Annotated in this window: 20 protein-coding genes and 1 tRNA gene; all 21 read right to left on the reverse strand. The window is 32.5% G+C overall.

What is annotated here, in order from left to right:
* Positions 1-540, reverse strand: a 540-nt coding sequence (locus VGE71_RS18060) for a phospholipase A (RefSeq protein ID WP_331139555.1), incomplete at its 3' end; no start/stop codon positions are given.
* Between the two features lie 82 nt (positions 541-622).
* On the reverse strand, positions 623-1,801 hold the full coding sequence (locus tag VGE71_RS18065) for an MFS transporter (RefSeq protein WP_331139556.1): 1,179 nt from the start codon (positions 1,799-1,801) through the stop codon (positions 623-625).
* A 162-nt stretch (positions 1,802-1,963) separates the two neighbouring features.
* A tRNA-Lys gene (locus VGE71_RS18070) sits at positions 1,964-2,038 on the reverse strand.
* An 11-nt stretch (positions 2,039-2,049) separates the two neighbouring features.
* Positions 2,050-2,502: a hypothetical protein gene (locus tag VGE71_RS18075; protein WP_144219069.1), complete on the reverse strand. Its 453-nt coding sequence runs from the start codon at positions 2,500-2,502 to the stop codon at positions 2,050-2,052.
* Positions 2,503-3,125: 623 nt separating this feature from the next.
* Positions 3,126-3,329, reverse strand: coding sequence for a hypothetical protein (locus tag VGE71_RS18080; RefSeq protein ID WP_331139557.1), 204 nt, complete (start codon positions 3,327-3,329; stop codon positions 3,126-3,128).
* A 60-nt stretch (positions 3,330-3,389) separates the two neighbouring features.
* Entirely contained in the window at positions 3,390-4,790 is a 1,401-nt protein-coding gene (locus tag VGE71_RS18085) for an exopolysaccharide biosynthesis polyprenyl glycosylphosphotransferase (protein ID WP_331139558.1), read from the reverse strand.
* Positions 4,774-5,190 (reverse strand): VanZ family protein, encoded by a 417-nt coding sequence (locus VGE71_RS18090; protein WP_331139559.1) that lies wholly within the window; start codon positions 5,188-5,190, stop codon positions 4,774-4,776. Before VGE71_RS18090 ends, VGE71_RS18085 begins: the two co-directional genes overlap by 17 nt.
* 38 nt (positions 5,191-5,228) lie before the next feature.
* Positions 5,229-7,568 carry a GumC family protein gene (locus VGE71_RS18095; protein ID WP_331139560.1) on the reverse strand — a complete coding sequence of 780 codons (2,340 nt, stop codon included), beginning with the start codon at positions 7,566-7,568 and terminating at the stop codon, positions 5,229-5,231.
* A 91-nt stretch (positions 7,569-7,659) separates the two neighbouring features.
* Positions 7,660-8,427 (reverse strand): polysaccharide biosynthesis/export family protein, encoded by a 768-nt coding sequence (locus tag VGE71_RS18100; protein WP_331139561.1) that lies wholly within the window; start codon positions 8,425-8,427, stop codon positions 7,660-7,662.
* 235 nt (positions 8,428-8,662) lie between these two features.
* Positions 8,663-9,409 carry a glycosyltransferase family 2 protein gene (locus tag VGE71_RS18105; protein WP_331139562.1) on the reverse strand — a complete coding sequence of 249 codons (747 nt, stop codon included), beginning with the start codon at positions 9,407-9,409 and terminating at the stop codon, positions 8,663-8,665.
* A gap of 243 nt (positions 9,410-9,652) precedes the next feature.
* On the reverse strand, positions 9,653-10,597 hold the full coding sequence (locus VGE71_RS18110; protein WP_331139563.1) for a UDP-glucuronic acid decarboxylase family protein: 945 nt from the start codon (positions 10,595-10,597) through the stop codon (positions 9,653-9,655).
* Between the two features lie 46 nt (positions 10,598-10,643).
* Entirely contained in the window at positions 10,644-11,525 is an 882-nt protein-coding gene (locus VGE71_RS18115) for a glycosyltransferase family 8 protein (protein ID WP_331139564.1), read from the reverse strand.
* A 47-nt stretch (positions 11,526-11,572) separates the two neighbouring features.
* Complete coding sequence (locus VGE71_RS18120) at positions 11,573-12,391, reverse strand: glycosyltransferase family 2 protein (RefSeq protein ID WP_331139565.1); 819 nt, start codon at positions 12,389-12,391, stop codon at positions 11,573-11,575.
* Positions 12,392-12,438: 47 nt separating this feature from the next.
* A complete protein-coding gene (locus VGE71_RS18125) occupies positions 12,439-12,978 on the reverse strand; it encodes a putative colanic acid biosynthesis acetyltransferase (RefSeq protein WP_331139566.1) in 540 nt (179 codons plus the stop codon).
* A gap of 7 nt (positions 12,979-12,985) precedes the next feature.
* The gene (locus VGE71_RS18130) at positions 12,986-14,068 is read right to left on the reverse strand and encodes a glycosyltransferase (protein ID WP_331139567.1); all 1,083 of its coding nucleotides are present in this window, start codon (positions 14,066-14,068) and stop codon (positions 12,986-12,988) included.
* A 28-nt stretch (positions 14,069-14,096) separates the two neighbouring features.
* Positions 14,097-14,762: an acyltransferase gene (locus tag VGE71_RS18135; RefSeq protein ID WP_331139568.1), complete on the reverse strand. Its 666-nt coding sequence runs from the start codon at positions 14,760-14,762 to the stop codon at positions 14,097-14,099.
* A complete protein-coding gene (locus tag VGE71_RS18140; protein ID WP_331139569.1) occupies positions 14,759-15,904 on the reverse strand; it encodes a glycosyltransferase family 1 protein in 1,146 nt (381 codons plus the stop codon). Before VGE71_RS18140 ends, VGE71_RS18135 begins: the two co-directional genes overlap by 4 nt.
* Complete coding sequence (locus VGE71_RS18145) at positions 15,901-17,217, reverse strand: hypothetical protein (protein ID WP_331139570.1); 1,317 nt, start codon at positions 17,215-17,217, stop codon at positions 15,901-15,903. Before VGE71_RS18145 ends, VGE71_RS18140 begins: the two co-directional genes overlap by 4 nt.
* Positions 17,218-17,239: 22 nt before the next feature.
* Complete coding sequence (locus VGE71_RS18150) at positions 17,240-18,490, reverse strand: glycosyltransferase family 4 protein (protein WP_331139571.1); 1,251 nt, start codon at positions 18,488-18,490, stop codon at positions 17,240-17,242.
* A complete protein-coding gene (locus VGE71_RS18155) occupies positions 18,478-19,068 on the reverse strand; it encodes an acyltransferase (RefSeq protein WP_331139572.1) in 591 nt (196 codons plus the stop codon). The genes VGE71_RS18150 and VGE71_RS18155 overlap by 13 nt, the downstream gene beginning before the upstream one ends.
* Before the next feature lie 10 nt (positions 19,069-19,078).
* The gene (locus VGE71_RS18160) at positions 19,079-20,191 is read right to left on the reverse strand and encodes a hypothetical protein (RefSeq protein WP_331139573.1); all 1,113 of its coding nucleotides are present in this window, start codon (positions 20,189-20,191) and stop codon (positions 19,079-19,081) included.
* Positions 20,192-20,257 lie beyond the last annotated feature (66 nt).

Below are 20,257 nucleotides of genomic sequence, written 5' to 3' on the forward strand. Positions count from 1 at the left end.
ATTATCTTCTTTATCTACTAATGGAATCCATCCTCGTATACCAACGGTCCATCTTGGAGAAACTTGCGATTTTAGAGAAAAAGCCAGCATGTTCCAGGTTCTGGAGTAAATAGAATCACGTCCGTTTGATTCGTGTTCCATTGAAATTGTTCCGTAAGTAAGTCTTCCACCTTTTAAATAAAAAGGGCGAACGATAGCAACTCCTGGATTAAAATTAATTTCTGAAAATGGCTTTGAGCTGGCATAAATATCCCAAAAAGCTTTTTGAGTGTACATTAGATAAGGAAAGAAACCTCCCCATAATGGTTTTGAGTTGAGTCTAAGCTTAAAACTAACTTGATATTTTACATCTGCAGAATTGCGTGTAACGGCTTCATTTAAAGGGATACCAGTTAAAAAGTAATTGTCTCTATGAACAGAAAAACTATGTTCTTTTAAAAGTGAATCTGCTGCACGAAAGTTCTTTTTTTCTTCTACAATTTGGGAATTTGCAACAATTGAAAACAAAATAAAATAAGCGAATAGGTATTTAAAGTACATTTTTATGATTTAAATTAGGGCTTAATGGTAAGCTTTTACACTAATGTACGTTTTTTTACCGAATTTTAAAAACTACTTATTTCTACATTTTTTGCTTTACATTTTTTCTTTTCCAATATAAAAGATAGAGGATTCCGGCCAATAAGATTAAAATATCTATTTTGAATATCTGTGGAATACGCATAATATGATCGCTATAATAACTGCCTCCTAACAAAGCACCGCAACCAATTCCGATTTCCATTGAGATATACATGGTAGCAATTGCTTTTCCACGATGTTCAGGATTACTTAAATCAATAGTCCAAGCGTTTATTGATGGTGATAGTATTCCGGTTCCCATTCCGTAAAGACCAGCGCCAATTAAAAGCATATTGATATTGGTTCCTTCACTAATTACAAATAATGCAATAGAAGTTATGACAAGTCCAACCAGCATTACATTGGTTCTTCCGTGTTTATCAGAAACTTTTCCTGCTCCAAACCTCATCATAACTGAGGCAACAGTAAAAGCTGTAAAAAATATTCCTTTATTTTCTGCGCCCAAATGTTCGCTCCAATCCGGAATTAAAGTTAATATAAGTCCAAAAGCGGTATAGGAAAAGAATGTAATAATTCCCGCAGGAAGTGCTCCACGATCAATAATGTCTTTTTTACCAATATAAAACATTGATTTGTGTAGTTTTTCTTTTGTTTCTAAAGTCTCTTTCATATTCATTACAATGACAATAGACAAAAAAGCCAGAAACGAAGAACTGTAAAACATAACGTCAATTCCGTAAGCGTTTACAACCCAACCTCCTAAAGCTGGTCCTAAAGCACCTCCGATACTAAAACACAAACCATGCATCCCTAATGCTTCTCCCCAGCGTTCCTGCGGAATAATATCTGCAACATAAGCTGAAGTTGCAGTTGGTTTAAATCCTGTCGAAAAACCATGAACTAAGCGTAAAAAAAGAAATCCCGAAACAGAACTTAAAACCGGATACAAAAATCCACAAATCAAACAAACTATAGATCCTACAGCCATTACGGGAACACGCCCCCATTTATCTGTCAGTTTACCACTAAAAGGTCTCGAGATAGCAGCTGTAAGCGTAAAAAGCGATATAATAAAGCCTTTATATTCTGCACCTCCTAAACTAGTTAAATAACTCGGCAGCTCTGGAATAATCATATTAAAACTGGATGAGAATAAAAGAGAACTCATACAAAGCAATATGAATTGCAGCGTATATATGGATTTTGTTTTTTGTGACATTATGAAGTTATTGAAATAATTTCTGCTAAAGAAGACAGCAATAAATTACAAGTTGCAAATATACTTTGTATTCCGTTACACTTTTATATTTTTCTAAAATCATTTTTACGGTTTTACAACTTGCTACAAAATAAAAAAAGCCACTCGTTGGAGTGACTTTTGTGAACGCAGAAGGATTCGAACCTTCGACCGCCCCAACATAAAATTGGGGACTCTAACCTGCTGAGCTATGCATTCAGCCTATCTTTTTACATCATGAAATACAAAGCTCTTTGCAATACTTCTAATTGCTTTTTAGGCATCTTTGATTTTGAAAAGTTTTTATTGGATAATTGCGGAATTAAACCCGACGAATTTTTAAAACATAATTTAAGATCTTCAAAAATTTCGGTTTTTGTTTTTGAAGCATCAATCAAAATTAAATCCTTGATTTCTTCTATTCGAGATAAACTATTGTAGAGATGTTTACTAAACAAACAAACCATAAAATTGGTATTGATTCCATCTAATTCAAAAAAATCCAATAGTTCAGAATATTCGTAAACGACGAATACAGAATGATCAAAACCTTTTGATGTTTTTTCATTTTGTAGCAAAAAGGATTCTTCGCAAAATTCAAATTCATTTTTGAACTTTCGTTTAAACATCTTTAAAAAAATCCCTTTGTTATCGCGAACTAAAACTTTTTCTTTTTTAATCATCTCTTAAAAATTAGCTTTTACTTTTTTACTAAGTCATATTGGTTTTTAGTTCCGCTATTGGTCATGTTGGAACTTTGGTTAGAAATAAAATATGTCTTTTACTCTTCGAAGAGAAGAGCAAAAAGTATTTTATTATATTGGTTTTCCATTTTATCCGATGAATGAATAAAATGATCCAAATATGAGCTAACCGCCTATATGTAAAGAAATCTTTCAAAGAAAAAAGGAACTTTAATTACAAGATATAATACAACTAAATGATTTAAGTTTTTACTTAAACCTAAAACAACACAAAATTAGATTTGGGGGGAAATAGAAAAAGAAGGTCCATTATAAATTAAGATTGTAGGTGTATCTTAAACGGACGAAAAATAAGCAGCTATAAAATTTAGAGGAGCTAAAGCTTTAATAAAAACCAAAAAGTGATGAGTCCGACAAACATCAGACTCATCATCAAAGTTAACTATATAATGGTTTTAACTTTTTTATCAAAGCCGATTTTCACTAAAATATTTTAGCAAAAAATAGAAAATAAATACATTCTTTCAATTCATGAAAGTATCAGACTTATTGGATTTCTATAAATCCATAAGCGATTGTTTAATTAAAATTGAAAAACAGTACTACACTCCAACATTCATGTTTTGAGCTTCTGCTTGGCTGTAGTCTTTCAGTTTTTTAATTTTATCGTTCAATTTCAGAACTCGATCTAATTGTTTCTGTTGGATAGTGTATTTAGTATAATATTTATACCACTCTTTTCCAATGAAAAAGGTTGTTACTGAAACTCCAGTAAGTAAACCTATAAGGTAATTAGTAATGTCCATGATTATTAGTTATTAGTTTATTTTTAAGTTTTAATCTTGAGTTTATTTTTGAAGTTTATTTTAAAAAGCATTTTTATCTCCTTTCAGGGTTACAATAACCGTTAAGAAGCAAATCTTAATATCTTTTATCAAGCTCCAGCGTTGTACATATTCTATATCGGTTGTAACGCGTCGTTTCATATCAGATACTTTTTTGGTTTCTCCTCTAAGGCCCGAAACCTGAGCCAGACCAGTAATTCCTGGTTTCACAAAATGACGTACCATAAAATTATTGATATGGTCATTGTAGTCAGATGTGTGCTTAATCATATGAGGTCGTGGTCCTACGACACTCATATTTCCGATCAATACATTAAAGAACTGAGGCATTTCGTCTAAACTAGTTCGGCGAATAAATTTTCCGATTGGAGTTACCCTGCTGTCTCCTTTTTGTGCTTGTTGCGTTTCGTCGCCCATATTCACATACATGCTTCGAAATTTATAACACCAGAATTCCTGATTTTTTTTTCCTGTTCGCATTTGTTTGAATAAAACAGGTCCTTTGCTTTGTTTTTTAATTATAAAGGCCAGTAAAGGATACAACCACGACAAGATGAAAACAATCACCAAAATGCTGAACACAAGATCGAATATTCTCTTAGCAAGTCTGTTGTAAGCATTTTGTAAAGGCTCAAAACGAGGCTTTATAACATGAAAATTATTTAAGTGGCTCGAATTAAAATGTTTCTTTGATATGGATGAAAAATCTGGAACAAACTTTAAACGCATACAATGTTTATCACCAAGTTCAAAGAAATAATTCAAATCTGAAATAAAATCAGGTTTAGAGACAATATACAATTCGTTAATATCGTTTCTCGACGCATCATTAATTGCTTCTGACAGTGCTAGAGTAAACTCCTTATTACTTGTAAATTCTGTTGACGAATTTTCGTTAAGAATTCCTAGAAAGTTGATAAAAAAGGAATTGTTTTCTAAATGAGAAGCCAACTCGATACTCGTTTTATTAAAGCCCCATATGGCAACAGTATATTGTTTAAAAACCCAGCCTTTTATTTTTCCAATCACCAGCGTAAACAAAATTCTGGATAAGAGAAAATATGACAATAAAAAACTTAGTTGAAATAAATTTGCCTTGCTTCCAAAATTGTACAGCACATCATCTTGAAAAATAAAAATGTAACTGTGCCATAAAATTCTCTGTGTAAAGAAGGCTCTCCAGCTATTGCGGAAAAATTCATCTAAACTAAAAAGAACGTCTACTCTGTATAACTGAAAATAAGTAACTGAAAACAGCCAGCCTAAAATCGTTATTGGAATCATTTTATTGAGAAACAAACCATTCCAACCCACACTTTCTTCAGTTGCAAAATTCAAAAATATCATTGTCCCAATTACCATCGCAATCATATCGGCAATAGCACAGCACATTATGAAAGTAAATTTATGTCTGTTTCGCATTTTTTATCTTTTTCAATAAATTGTAACTTAACGCTCCTATTAAACTTCCAACAATTCCATAAAAAATATCCATTAAATCGGGACTTCTTCTCTGAATTAAAAACTGCCCTCCTTCTGCTACGCTAACGATTACCGCCGCAATGATGATGTTTTGTATGAAATTTATTTTTTTATTATTATTTACTTCATTTATAGTATTCTGCTCTGTATATAATTCTAATAGAAACCCTACAGCTACAAAAGGAACAGCTGTACGCAAATTGTAATAATGATTACTCCAATTTAAAAGCCATCCGGGCAAATAGGTCTCAGTAGATAAACTAGGATCTGAAAGCCACGAAAAATAAAAGACCATACAAACAACCAAAAACAATAGTACCAGAACTATTTTATGAAACATTTTATATTATTTAATTTTAGTAAATAGCCTTTTTACTCTTAAGCTTCTTTTACAGTAAGACTTCTTTTGTACCAAGGTTTCTTTACTTTAGCTTCTTGATAATGGTAACCGTAACTTACGCCATAACCGTATCCGTATGCCGTTTTCATGTTTACGCCATTAATCACAATTCCAACGTTTTTAAGCTGTTCTTTTTTAATAAAATTGCCAGCGTGAACTAAATTACTTTTATCTGTATAATCATATTTTACTACAAACACGGTGACATCTGCCAGATAACTGAAATTAAGTGTATCTGATACTATTTGTACTGGAGCAGAATCTAATATGATATAATCATAAATGGTTCTGGCTTCTTCTATCAATGATTCGAAATTCGAATTGGTGATCAATTGAGAAGGATTTGGAGGTGCTTCTCCCGCAAATAAAACATCTAGATTTTTAGAAAACTTATCGTCTTTCTGAAGGAATTTTTTCCAATCATCATCTTTATTGGCTAAGAAATCAGAAAGTCCGGATACATTTCTCTTTACACTGAAATAATCATGTAATTGAGGGTTTCTTAAATCGACACCAATTAGCAATACTTTTTTATTAAGATTACTTACTGTAATTGCATTATGAAAAGCGCAGAATGATTTTCCTTCTCCCTGAATCGATGATGTGTAAAGTATCACACTTCCTTTACTTTCTTTCTTTCTAGGCATCAAATAAGAAATATTAGAAACCAAGGCGCGGGATGCTTCAGCAATCAAAGAACGAGAAGTTGCTGTATTGTCCAACTTATCATTAAGGCTTATTTTAGGAATATGTCCTAGAATCGGAATATCTTTAATTATCTTTTGAATATCTTCTTCATTATGAATTTTGGTATCCAAAAACAAACGCATATAAGTAATTCCGAAAGGAAGCAATAAACCAAACATAAAGGCTCCTAACATAAAAGCTTTAGGCTGTGGAAAAATTGCTGAATAATTCGTTTCGGGTGCATTTAACGTTTTCAAATTAGACTCTAAGATTGCACCATTTAAAACTGCTTCTTCTTTCTTTTGCAATAAAGCCACATAAGTTTCTTCCTTCATATTAAGATTACTGTTGATGTTACCCAGTACTTTATCTTTTGTCGGAATGCTTTTCACTTTTGCTTCGGCAATACTTTGTTCTGTTTTATTGGCTTTATTGTTTTGATTCAGAAAGTTTAAATATCCTGCTAGAGTATTTATTATTTCTTGTTTCTGAACCTTTAACTGCGTCATTAAAGCAATATATGCAGGATTGTTACTTGATGCTCTCTGCAATATTAACTGGCTGTCCATAAGCTTGGTATTATAATTTACCAGCATCTGATTGACAATAGGAGATTCTAAATTATAGTCGGTTCCTAAAGTTTGCGTAGCACCAGATTGTTTGATATCGTTTAAAGCAAAACTCGCAAGCGATATTTGTTTTTCGTTCAGCATAGAACTCTCTTTTTTCTGACTTCTATCTGCCGTTTTTTCGGTAATGTAATTCTCCATTACCCCGATATCATTATTTTGTAAATACTGTTCCTTTACGCTTTCAATAGAATCTTTTTCTTTGCTAAAGCTTTTTATTCTTTGATTTAAATAGGAAACTGTATTTCTAAATACTTTTTGTTTGTTGACTACAATACTTTTGTCAAGTTCAACAATAATTTCGCTCAATATTTTTCTAGAACGATCTGGACTAGAACCTGTATGTTTTAATTCGATTACACCTTTTGCATTTTCATCAGCCATTACAACAAGAGAAGACTTTAAGGTTTTTAGCGCTTCGCCTGTTGGTACAATATTTACTTTGTATTCGTTATCAAAATAAAGGGATGGATTTTTCTTTGCCTTAGCCGATAATTGAATTGTAAATGGTAGTCCTGGAATTGCTTCTTTGCTATCATATCCTTTTGCAGTATACGTTTTTTCTGTTTCAGGATTTGTTAAGGTAAAACCTCCTTTTTCAACTTTAATTTCATAAGAAACGTGTGGTAATGAATCTCTAGAAACCGTAGGTATTAAAACAAAAGGAACTTCATTTACATAATTATTTTGTACTGTAAATACCTTTTCGAAATAGTCAAAATTTAGATTTAGATTTTTTACTACATCCAATAAAAATTCATTTGAAGTGATCAATCTTATTTCATCTTCCAGATTCTCCTCACCGCTTTTTTTATCTGTACTAATCCTAATTATTTTTGTTTCATCTTCTTGCTTTTTGTCAATATAAATCATAGCTGAAGACTCGTATGTTGGCGGCACTATTTTGATAAAAATATAGGCAGCTCCCATAAATACAATCAAGCTAAGCAAAAACCAAGGCCAATATTGAAAATACTTTAAAAATTCTTTTTTTAAATCCATAACTTTTTAATTAATAAGATGCAGTCGCATTAATAACCATGAGTACATTTAAAATCTAATTCTGAAATAATCTTTTATATTTCGTCAATTTTTATTTTGCAATTACTATAACCAATGCAGCAACAGAAGCTACAATACCAATTAACTGCAATGGATCTTTGATTAATCCTCCACTATTTGCTTTCAGTTTATTTGGAGTTACTACGATTACGTCTCCTTGTCTGATTCTAAAATTCGGATTAGACATCCAGGAAGCACTAGTCAAATCAACATGAAAAACCAAACGTTTTCCGTCAACTTCTCTGATCAGTTTTATGTCTGTTCGAATTGCTGAATACGTTAAATCTCCAGCCATTCCTAATGCATCCAGAAAACTGATTGACTCTTCTGTAAAAGATTTTACCCCAGGACCATTTACCTCTCCCAGAATGGTGAATTTATTATTGAGAACTCTAACCTGTACGGTTGGATTTACTAAATAATTCTCGTTTATAAGACGTTCTTTTATCTTGATTTCTGCGTTGGCTGGTGTTAAACCTCCTACTTTAACTTCATTCAAAATCGGCATCATTATAGTACCCTGTGGATTAACCAGATATCCTGATAATTTCATCATATCTACAGAATTTTGTGTACCGATATTTCCATTATTGATATTAAAAGGAGCCGCTACTAACGGATTAAGATCACCTACTTCAACTTTTAAAATATCGTTAGGCTGTATTTTTGGCGAAGTATAATTTATCGTCGAATTTGCATACTTATCTAAATCTTGTAAATACAACATTTGTTTTTTGGTAGTGCAAGATTCAAGCATCAATAAAGGCAATAAGATTATCGAAAGGAAAATTTTCTTCATGTTAATTGTGGTATATATTAGTATTCTTTGATTACTCTTATTTGATTTGAAATAAAATGAAAACTATTCAGCGCTCAATAACCCCTTTATGATATGTGTCTTAAACTAAACCTGTATTCACTTTTTTCTATTTATAATAGCTTGTCTTATAATGATCTTTGGATAAATTGTCTTCACAACCTTTTTAATTCTGCTTTATATTTTCTAAAAAATTAAAAGCCAGCTGCATTCTTTCTTATTGAACTATATATTGTTTTAACGCAATTGTTTTTTTAAGAAATACTGTTTCCATTGCAGCTAAATTGTGATATTTATAAATTTTATAGTCTTCTTTCAAAACTTCGAAAGCCCTTTTAAAACTGGTGCTCATACCTCCCATTCTCATTTTTACGATATAAGAATCGATATAACTCATATTGATTCTATATTTGTATAAATAGCGAAGTAAGAATTCTGTATCCGAAGCAATTTTAAAGTCAAGGTTATACAAACCATGTTTTTCGATTATGCTTTTCTTTAAATATACTGTCGGATGCAATGGCAGCCAGCCTTCTTTTACTTTCTTTATGTTAAAAACACCTCCTATTCGATCTCTGATCAAACGTTCGTCTTCATCATTTGAAACATAAACTCCATCACCATAAACACCGTCTATATTTGCCTCGTTTTGAAAACGGGCTACAATTCTTGAAATGGCTTTTCTATCAAAAAACTCATCATCAGAATGCATTAACCCAATTACATCTCCTGTGGCTAATTTTAATCCTTTGTTTATTGCATCATACATTCCTTTGTCAGGTTCCGAAATGTATTGGCTTATTCTATCTTTATAGGACTCAATAATTTGTTTTGTTCCATCTTTAGAATTGCCGTCTATAATAATATATTCGATATTATCATAATTTTGTTCCAATACACTTTTAATCGCTTTTTCAATCGTGTTTTTGCGATTGTAACATACTGTGATTATAGTAACTCTCATAATAATTATTTTTTCATTTTATAAATATTCTTGTGTAGTTAACTGCTGTTTCACAATTTCAAGATAAAATTAAAACAAAGGTATTTTACTAGAAAAAGTTCTCGATGAAGCACCACAATACTCGTTAAAAGCACAAAAAAGCCACTTTGAAAATAAAGTGTTGTAGAATCTGTTTCCTTAATAAGGAAATTGAGAAAAAAAGCAGTTGAAAGAAATCAGGGGATTTTGTTAAAAAAAAGCCTTTTATTGGTTCAATAAAAGCTTGTCAAAATAATTTATCGTAGAAGTTAAACCTTCACGTAATTGAATTTTAGGTTCCCAACCATTAAGTTTTTCTTTTGCTAAAGAAATATCAGGCTGTCTTTGTTTTGGATCGTCTTTTGGCAGATCAAGATGAATAATTTTTGATTTCGATCCTGTCAATTCAATAATAGCATCTGCTAATTCCAACATTGTAAACTCATTAGGATTTCCAAGGTTTACGGGTCCAAGAAAAGCAGGATCTGAATTCATCATTCTAATAATTCCTTCTACTAAATCATCAACATATTGAAAAGAGCGGGTTTGCATACCATCTCCAAAAATGGTAATATCTTTTCCTTGTAATGCCTGTACAATAAAATTGGAAACCACTCTTCCGTCTGCCGGATTCATGTTTGGACCGTAGGTATTAAAAATTCTGATGATTTTAATAGCCACTTTATTCTGATTGTGATAGTCCATAAATAAAGTTTCGGCGCAACGTTTTCCTTCATCATAACAAGAGCGAATACCAATTGGATTAACATGCCCCCAATAATTTTCGGTTTGAGGATGTACAAGAGGATCACCATAAACTTCACTTGTACTTGCCTGTAATACTTTGGCATTAACACGCTTTGCTAATCCTAAAACATTTATAGCTCCCATAACCGAAGTCTTAATTGTTTTGATCGGATTATATTGATAATGTACTGGAGAAGCAGGACATGCCAAATTGTAAATTTCGTCGACCTCAGCATAATAAGGTTCTGTAATATCATGACGAACCATTTCGAAATACGGATTGTCTAATAAATCAATAATATTAGATTTAGCTCCTGTAAAATAATTATCCAGACATATTACTTCGTTTCCTTCATTCAGTAATCTTTTGCATAAATGTGAACCTACAAATCCAGCACCACCAGTTATCAGTATTTTTTTCATTCGAATATTTTTAAAGCTTATATAAAATTCCTATTTCTAAACCCTTTTAATTTTTTGATTTCATTTTTAAGAGCAATAATCTCGCATATGATCTTCTGATATGCCACGCTCTTAAAAATTCACCTTGATTATAATGGTAATAAGCTTTTTCCCAATCGGCATTTAAGTAACTTTTCCAAACGGCATATCCTCTGTGAACATATTTTCCAAGTACATCCCAAGGTTTTGGGGATCCAACAAAGTGAAGAATAACTTTTTTTGCTTCTGGTCTTTTATTTTGTGCAAACCAGGGCATGTTAAATTCTAAAGGCAGAAAAGCAAAATTTCCGGCAAAAAATGCGTTTAATATGGTTTGATCATGCGATCTTAATTTAGTTGTATACTTTTTTCCAAAAGCTAGGCATTGTTTTTTAATATCTTTTTCGCGCCAATATTTTAGATTAAACAAAATGATACCTGCGTTAAACACCGTCAGATCCATACCTAGTCCAATCTCATTGCATAAAAACGGATGATCGAGTGCAGCGCTCATTTTTCCTCCATCTACAGCGGCGATTCCTTTTCCTTGAAAATCAAAACCTTCTAATGATAAAACATCTAGTTCGACTACCAAATCTGCATCCAGATATAAAACAGTATCTCCTTTCACATAATCCTGCAACAACAATCTTCCATACGTTGTCAAATCTCCTTGCAAAGAACTAAAGGTTCCGAAATGCTCATTTACATCAAAGTCTATCAACTTAATTTCATTTAAACCATATTTCAAAAGCAATTTTTGAATATTTGATTTATCCTCTATATTTAAATCTGAACATAATATATAAATATTGATTTTACTAGGATCAGAACAGTTGTCTAATAAAGATTTCAAGGTTACACCAAGACCAATCATTGCTAATCTATTAACATTAAATGCTATATTCATCTTTAATTTTTTAATTGTTTATCTTTTTTTGTTGCTCTTAAAACTTATTAGTTATTCCATTCTGATTCGAATTTTTTCAGAATAATAAATTGCTCGTAAATACTTTTCATTACACAGAATTTAAAACCAACTTTACCATCCAAAAAGCCCAGTTTAAATATGTACATGTAGAAAAATTTGAATAAAGGCCTGCATGGTATTTTATAACTTAAAGCTTTTAAAACTCTTCTTTTCTCGTGAGATTCTCCAGAAATCAATTTTCCAAAAGGTATTTTTCTCAGGCTAACGTTTTTTTCATTTTCTGCTTCTTCGCTAGCATATCGTAAATGTTTGACAAACCATTGATTAACTCCTTTACTAAAGAAATAGTGCTCATAAGAGTTGTCCAATTTTCCTAGCCCTCGCTTAAGGTCGCATTCTCTTTGACCATGGCCATACTGTTCGAATCTGGCATCACTTAGTTTATGAAAACGCATTTGATAAACGGTTCCTGCAGAATGTTTTAGCCAAGTTCCCCAAAGAATTTCTTTTGCAGGAACTAAAAAAGCGCCGTATTGGTAACTTTCTATAGCTTTGTTGCATTCTGATCTCAAGGCATCGGTGAAGTGTTCGTCTGCATCAAGGTGAAATACCCATTCGTGTTTAAAGTCAACGGTATCATTTGCAAAGTTGCGCTGTTGTGCAAAATCTGAAAACTTATTCTGAAAAACTCTTGCGCCATTTTCTTTTGCAATTGCAACAGTCGAATCGCTGCTAAAACTATCGATAACAACAATATCATCGCACCATTTAATAGAATCCAGACAGCCTCTAAGTGTATCTTCTTCATTATAAGTTAAAATGACAATACTAAATTTATTTTCCAAAGCTTTATATTCTTGAGGTTATATATTTTGTTAAAAGAAAATCTTGATTATTCAACAATTCGAAGTTTAATTAGCGTAGCAGGATTACCTCCCATAATAGCATTTTTTTCAACCTTTTTATTTACAACAGATCTTGCTGCAATTACAGCGTTGTCTTCGATAGCAACTCCCGGTCCAATAAAGGCATCTGCAGCGACCCAAACACCATTTCCGATTGTGATAGGTTTTAAGATTAAAGGAAAATCAGTTTTTGTATAATCGTGAGACGAAGCACATAAATAGGTTTTCTGTGAGATTACTGTATTAGCACCAATCGTGATATGACCTTGATTGTAGCAGTCTACATGGGGTCCTAAACTAGAATTAGCTCCCATCTGCAAGTTCCATGGAGCCCATATTTTAACAGAAGCATAAATATGAGTTGACCATTCTATTTTCGCACCAAAGCATTTCAATACAAAAACTCTCCATTTTTTAAATAATCGAGAAACAAATGGGCGAAACACAATTATAGAAACACAATTCCAAATCAATCTTGAAATTTTGTTTTTTAAACTAAAAGAATGATTATAAGTAGATAAGTCCAATTTGTTTTTATTTGATTATAATTTTTTTGTATAAATCGACGATGTGGTTTGTGACGGTTTTTATCTCGTATTTTTCTTTAACGAGTTTTCTGCCTTGCCATCCCATTTGTTCTAAAACAGGGGTTGGTGTTTCCAAAGCATCTTTTATTGTTTTTTCTAAATTCGAAACTGACAAATCAATCCACCAACCGCATTTATGAATTTCCAGATCTTCCCAAGGAGTTCCTTTTGTGGTTATTACAGGAACGCCGCTCGCGAGCGCTTCAGCTACTACGATTCCAAAATTTTCACTGTGTGTAGGTAGTACCATTACGTCTGCAGATCGTATAAATTCCCATTTTTCATTACCGTAAAGTGCTCCAACGAAACGTACATTTTCTAAATCTTCGGCACTTTGTATTAAACTGTGAATATAATTTTCGTCTCCATTTCCAGCAATTTCGAGTGTCCAGTCTTCAGTATTGCTGTTTCGCCATGCTTCCAGTAAATATTCAATACCTTTCTTTGGATGAATTCGAGATAGAAAAATCATTCTTTTAGTTCCGTAATTGATTTTAATATCTTTTACATCACTCAAATCTATGCCGTTAGGAATAATACAAATCTTATTTTTAAAACCTAATGCCTTAATATTTGCCGATTCCATACTCGCTGTTGCATGAATATAATTTGCTTTTTTAAGAGCATTTTTTTGATACAGAAATAAGCCTAGTTTTTTTTTCCAAGAATTATTACACATAATCCAAGGTTCCAACATGCCATGAGGAGAAACAATTACTTTGATTCCTAATTTCTGAGCAGCTCTTTGAAAACCCCAATTTTGAGGATTCCATATTCCGTTAACGTGAACTAAGTCTGGTTTTTCTGCTTTTAAAAAATGATAAAACTCATTTCCCATAGCAAACCATCGCGTAATATTGGTATCGAAAAATTTAACTCTTACTCCCTCCATTTCAATAGGGAAAGAAGAAAATCTTGTAGCAACAACAAGCTCAATGTGATTTTTTAATTCAGAACTTAACAATCTCATAAACTCTGTAGTTCCTCCTTCTGTTTTATCAATACCTGCTATAAAGTGGATTACTTTCATTCTAAAACTATTTTGTTTTTTTTCTTCTTTAATAAACAAAACCCGTTTCTCTATTAAAGTACTTAAAGTCTTGTGACAATTCTTTGATTTCTTTTGCAGGATTCCCGCCGTATAAGCGATAAGGAATCGTAAAAGATTTATTCAATAATGAATTTGCTCCTAATACACAGTAAGGAGGCAATGATGCTCCGCCTAAAATGGTAGACGCTGTTCCGACAAAACAATAATCTCCGATTGTAATAGGATGACTATCCTGAATATTCAATTCGATATTAATCGAATGTGTTAGCAATTGACTTGCGTAACCTGCTACAGTAACAAAATTTCCAATCTCAATAATATTGGTACAATCGATATGATGATTTTTTGTAATAGCAGAATGTTCGCCAATAATCAGGTTTGAACTTCTGTCTTTTTGATGAGCAAAATGCTTCGAATCTGTATTAGTAGGAAATCCAGTGATCCAATTTCCTCTTGCTATGCTAGAATGTTTTCCAATTTTCATTAAATCCAAATGCACTGCTACATTAAAATTTCCGATACTGGAATTAGCATCCATAATAAGCTTTTTAGGATAAATCCACGAAAATCCAATTCTTGCCGAAGGATCAATTTTATATTTAAAAAACTGAACGAGAATGAATCTTTTAATTGGCCAAGGCATTAAAACGGCTAAAATTTTTAATACTATCACGCTTCGTTTTTTATTAATTGAACATATTGATTTACTGTATTATTAAAATCAAATCGTTTGGCATTTTCATAACCCTTCAATACTATTTCGTTTCTAAATGTTTTATTCCTTATTTTTTGAAACTGATCTAAAAAAGAATCTGGATTATCTGGATCGGCATAAAGTGCTGCATTACCGCCAACTTCATTCATCATTGGTGCTTTGTTACTTGTAATAACTGGCGCTCCGCAAGCCTGTGCTTCAATTATGGGCCATCCAAATCCTTCTGAATAAGACGGGAAAATCATGGCTTGACAAATCGAATACAGTGCTATAATTTCGTTATTTGTTGGATTGTGTATTTGTACAATTCGGTCGGAAACCTCTAATTGTTTAATTAAGTCTACTAATTCTGAGTTTAATGGTTCGCCTGCCAGAACTAATATTCCATCCCAATCATTCTTCAGTTCTGCAATCATGTGGATTAACAATTTCCTATTCTTTCGTTCCAAATCTGAACCAACATGCAGTATAATGTCTTTATTTTTTAATTGTTGAAATTTATCAAGAACCTTATGAACCTCATCTTCAGACGATGGCGTAAACTTTTCAGAAATCGCATTGTGAATGGTAATCCAGTTTTTGGTTGTTCCAGGTTTGTTATCAATTTCAATCAATTGATTCAAAGTAAAATCAGATACAGTGGCTAATTTTTTAGCTCCAGATAATGCTTTCAGAATTATTTTCTGCAATACCTGACCCGATTTTGTTGCGTGACAGTAAGTACCCGAAAATCCTAAACCAGCACGTATTGCCAGAACATCATGACAGGTTATTATCGTTTTGTTTTTAGGTAAAAAATAAAGATAAAAGGCATTGGAATGATCGCAAATATGGTAATTAACTGATTTGAATAAAATGAAATTTTTAAATCTCAACAATAATAGTTTGATCGGAAATAAAACGAATTTGTCTATATAGGCCAACCATTTTATTAAACTGTTTTTGTTGAAAGCCAACTTTCTAAAAATCTCATCAGGTCGAATTGTACTTACATTAAATTTTGCTTTTCTGTATCCTTTAGCCATTAATACTTCGAAAATCTTCATGCTGTACTGCTTATCTGGCGCATAATTGCCAACTAAGATTATATCTTTAATCATAATGTGCTATTTTCTAAAGGAGTATCCACTTTATTTAAGGCTGCCATAACTAAGCCAGCCATAATAATTGCAAAACCTAATACGGATGGTTGTGCCCATTGTCCTTGAAATAATGCTGGACAGGCTGCACCACAAAGAGTAAAAGGCAGAAGTCTATCTTCTTTTGGTAATTTCCAAGATTTAACGGCAATTCTTAAGGCCAATATTAAACGTATTAATATCACTCCGCCTCCAAAAATTATCCCTTGTTCACCAACCAAACGACCAAACTCTGTTTCTGATACCAGAAAAACAGCTTTTCCTGTCAGCATTTGTGCGCCCGCATTTGTACCCATCCCTAAATTACCTTCGAAAATTGGGTGACCAAAAAAATCAATAAAGGGACCTAAAAAATCGGCAACAATTCGCAAAAGGATAGATTCCTTTAAACCTCCACCTGCACCAGTAGATCTGTTTGCGCTATCAACGCGATCCATAAAAACCTCTGTTCCTAGGCTAAATACCGTCACGTAGTTTTGTAAAACCAAAAACAATATAACAACAACAACAACTGTAAATACTAATTTCCCTAGCATTTTTGCACTCGTTACAGATGCCATAACAGCAAAAAGCCCTACTATCAGTACTGCTACTACTGCACCACGGCTTATTGTTAGTGGCAAAGCAATAACTATAGCAATTGTACTGGCGTATAGCAAAATTTTGGAACAAGAGTCTTTAGACAACCAAAAATAATAGACAAAAACGGAGACGGCAGTGTAAAAAATGGACAGTCCTGAAGTAAAAGAAAATGTTCCCGGCGGTCTGCTGAAACCCATAGCTCCAGAGAATCCGGCGCTACCTTCTCCTCCAATACCAACATTTATAAAAGCACTTTGCGGACTGCTAAATTGAAAGTATACAATAATGGTCATGAATATATTCAGTACCAAAAGAACGCGTCCTAATTTGAGTATATCTTCTTTTGTAAAAACTTTTCCGATGATAAAAATGAGAGGAAAATGTAACAACATGATTCTTGCTCCATAAATACCCACAAATAAATTTCCGTGACCAAAAGTCAATGTAATGGCTAGACTTAGTAATGTGAAAATAAAACTAAAGACAATGTATGGTGTCATAAATTTCACATTCAGATATATCGCTCTAACCAATATGTAAATAGCAATTGGATCACGTACAACCAACAGCGGAGTAGCCAAACTTGGTAAGATCCATTTGCGTAAAGCCCCTTCAAAAATCCAAAGAAAAAAATAAAGCCAAATGGCAATTTTTAAGGATTTATAATTCGGAATTACTTCTTGTTCATTCATTGTTATTCTTAAATGATATTGTCTAAAAAGTTTTTAATAAAGAAAGTTCGTCGGCCATTTCCTGACCATAAACCGACCAAGGTCTGTTTTGTGCTTTTGCTTGAGCAGCTAATCCTAATTGTTTGAGCAATTCTGGTTTTTCAAGAATATTGTTTAATACTTCTTTGATAGCTGTTGTAGATCCTGCCGGAACAATCCATCCGTCATTTCCGTTATCAATTAGGTCGGGTCCTGCAGTACGATCTGTCGTTATAACTGGAACTCCTTGTGACATTGCTTCTGTAATTACCAAACCGAAACCTTCAAAAAGTGAAGGAAAAACAAATACATCATGTTCTCTCATGCAAGCCAAAATCTGATCGTGAGATAATGACGGAATCCAGTTATGTTGTTCTAAAGCCTGATTAAGAGCTTGGCAATTGGGAACTGCTTTATGTCCCACAATGGTCAAATCAATTTTATCCTCTAAACCTTCTACTGCTTCAAACAAATAAGAAAGTCCTTTTCTCTGCGATAATCCGCCTACAAATAGGACTTTAAGTTTTCTATCAACAAGTGGCAGATATTCTTTTTTACTTTTTACATCTGGAAATCCGTAGGGAATAACTTTTATTTCAGGTAATTTTCCAGAATATTCTTCTAAAGTCTTTTTGGTAAAAGTACTGGCTACAAAAATGACATCTGCCAAAGCCAGTTCTTGATCTTTTTTGTTTAATTTTTCGGGAGAATCGTTAAAACCTGTAAGTGTCTCTGCCCAATCAGGATTAACTTCAAATTCTCTCTGCATCAATAAACGGGCACTTTTCCAATACCCAATCGGCAAATCATATATGCAATAAAGTCCTGTTTTTTTTGCTTTCGAAAATGTAGACAGTGCACCATCTTCATAAGCATAAACTCCAAAAACTCCTTTCTTTTTTGCTTTAACTAAATTATCGGCTACCCATTTATCTTGTTTATGATAAACGTTATCAATACAAAAGAAACCTTTTTCATGTTGTACCAAATAGTCCAAACGTAGTTTTGAAGCAATCAAACGTCCGAACTCAAAAAAGGATTTAGAAACAGTAAAACCTTTCCAGTTTGTATCTAAACGCCTCCTTTTTAAATCTTTTAGCTTAGGATTTTCTCCCAGTTTAAAAAACAATTGCCCCTGAAAAATAGCGATACAAGTATATAATTTATATAACGTGTTATTTTTAAGAAGACCACTGATTAATGCTTTGGAATTTGCATTTAATGTTGGATGTGAAAACAAGATCATTTTAGCCATGCGTTATTTGTTGCTAGAAATTCACAAGGATTATAATTTAATACCTCGGTTCTCTTTTTTTCAATTTCTTTCGCTGGATTCCCAGTTACTATCGAATATTCTTTAACATCTTTACTGACAACTGCTCCTGCTCCTACAACTGCTCCTTTGCCAATAGTAACTCCTGGTAGTATGATTGCATTTGTTGCAATCCAGGCATAATCTCCAATTGAAATTGGTGCTTTTTTATGTCGCCACAAAGGATCTGAAACATCATGAGAGGCACTTAGAATTATTACGCCATCATTTATGCAGACATATTTACCAATACTGACTTTATCATGCAAAGCAATTTCGACCTTGCCTAGTGTACTAAAATCATCTATTGCTAAATTTTCTTTTCTACCATTAATATTAACGATTCCTATTTCAGCTGTTTCGGAGATATTGGCACCGTTATTAATGAGTTTTTTTCTTCTTCTATTATTTTTAACTAATTCTGGAAAAGTCAATAACCGTTTAGCCCAACTAATAATAAAAGATTTGCTGAATGGGCTGTGTTTGATTCGGTTTTTCCATAAATATCTTAGGCTGGCCATATCTTAAAAGTTAGTTTAAACCACTTAGAAATTTTGTAGCTACAAACTCTAAATTATTATCATTTAAAACCGTGAATTTTTTATCTAAAAAACTATTAATCGTTTTATGATTTTCGTATTTCATTAAATTTGAAGATACTTTTGGTTTAAATCCTCTTACGTTCCAATTTCTGGCTACACATAAAACAGCCAATTCATGATCAAACATCGAAGCCAGACTTCCACTTTTTTGATTTAACAAATAAGGCGTGGTTGAAATTCCGTATTGGCAGCTCGATAAAATTTCGCTTATCTCGAAATCATTTACAAATCCTGTTACTTCAAATCTGATTTGGTTTGCCTTCAAAACTTTCTTCCATTCTTCAATTTCAGCACCACAGTTTCCAATAAAAACAAACTTTAATGTTCTAACTTCTTTAGAAATAGACAAAACAAGTTTTAAATCATAAATAAATTGTTCTACTGGAGCTCCGTAATGAATATTGCCAAAAACACAAAATCTTAAGTCCGAATGATAAACCATTCCTTTGTGTTCAGCCTCATTACTCTTTGCTATGTTGCTAAACAAAGGCAATATTTGTGCATTGTAACCTAATTTTGAAATTTTAGATTTATATAAATCGGTTTGTGTATGAATGACTACTTCTTTTTTTGTTTTTAAAATTTTAGAGATTAATTGCTTTTGAAGCAAACCAATACACTTACTTTTAATTGTGGCATCCAAATCCATTCCGATCCACAATTCGTGAAACATAATGTGCAGCTTATGATTTCCTTTTAAATTTTTTAAAAATGAAGGCAACCAAAATGGTAATCCTTTTGGGTTAAAACTGTAAGGAACAAATTGCAAACTAATCCAATCAGGCTGAAAATCGTTTACTATTTGCTTTGTCCATACAAATCGTTGTTTGACATCTGTAGCTACAGGTATGCGATAAACCGTCACCTGATCTTTTCCAATTAATTGATTCTCTGTTACAAAAAAATTAGATTGATGATCACATAGTGCCAATATTCTAACGTCATGTTTTCTATGTAATAATTCAGCACACAAACGGCGAGTGTAATCACCAACACCATCTTTTCCAGCTTCAGCTGAGCCACAAACAAATAAAATGTCCATAATTTGTGCTTTTTAATTGAAGTTTTTTGATGCTAATTCTAGCAGCTTTTGAAGTTTTATTCTTTT

Source organism: Flavobacterium sp., assembly GCF_036405015.1.
Classification (GTDB): Bacteria; Bacteroidota; Bacteroidia; order Flavobacteriales; family Flavobacteriaceae; genus Flavobacterium.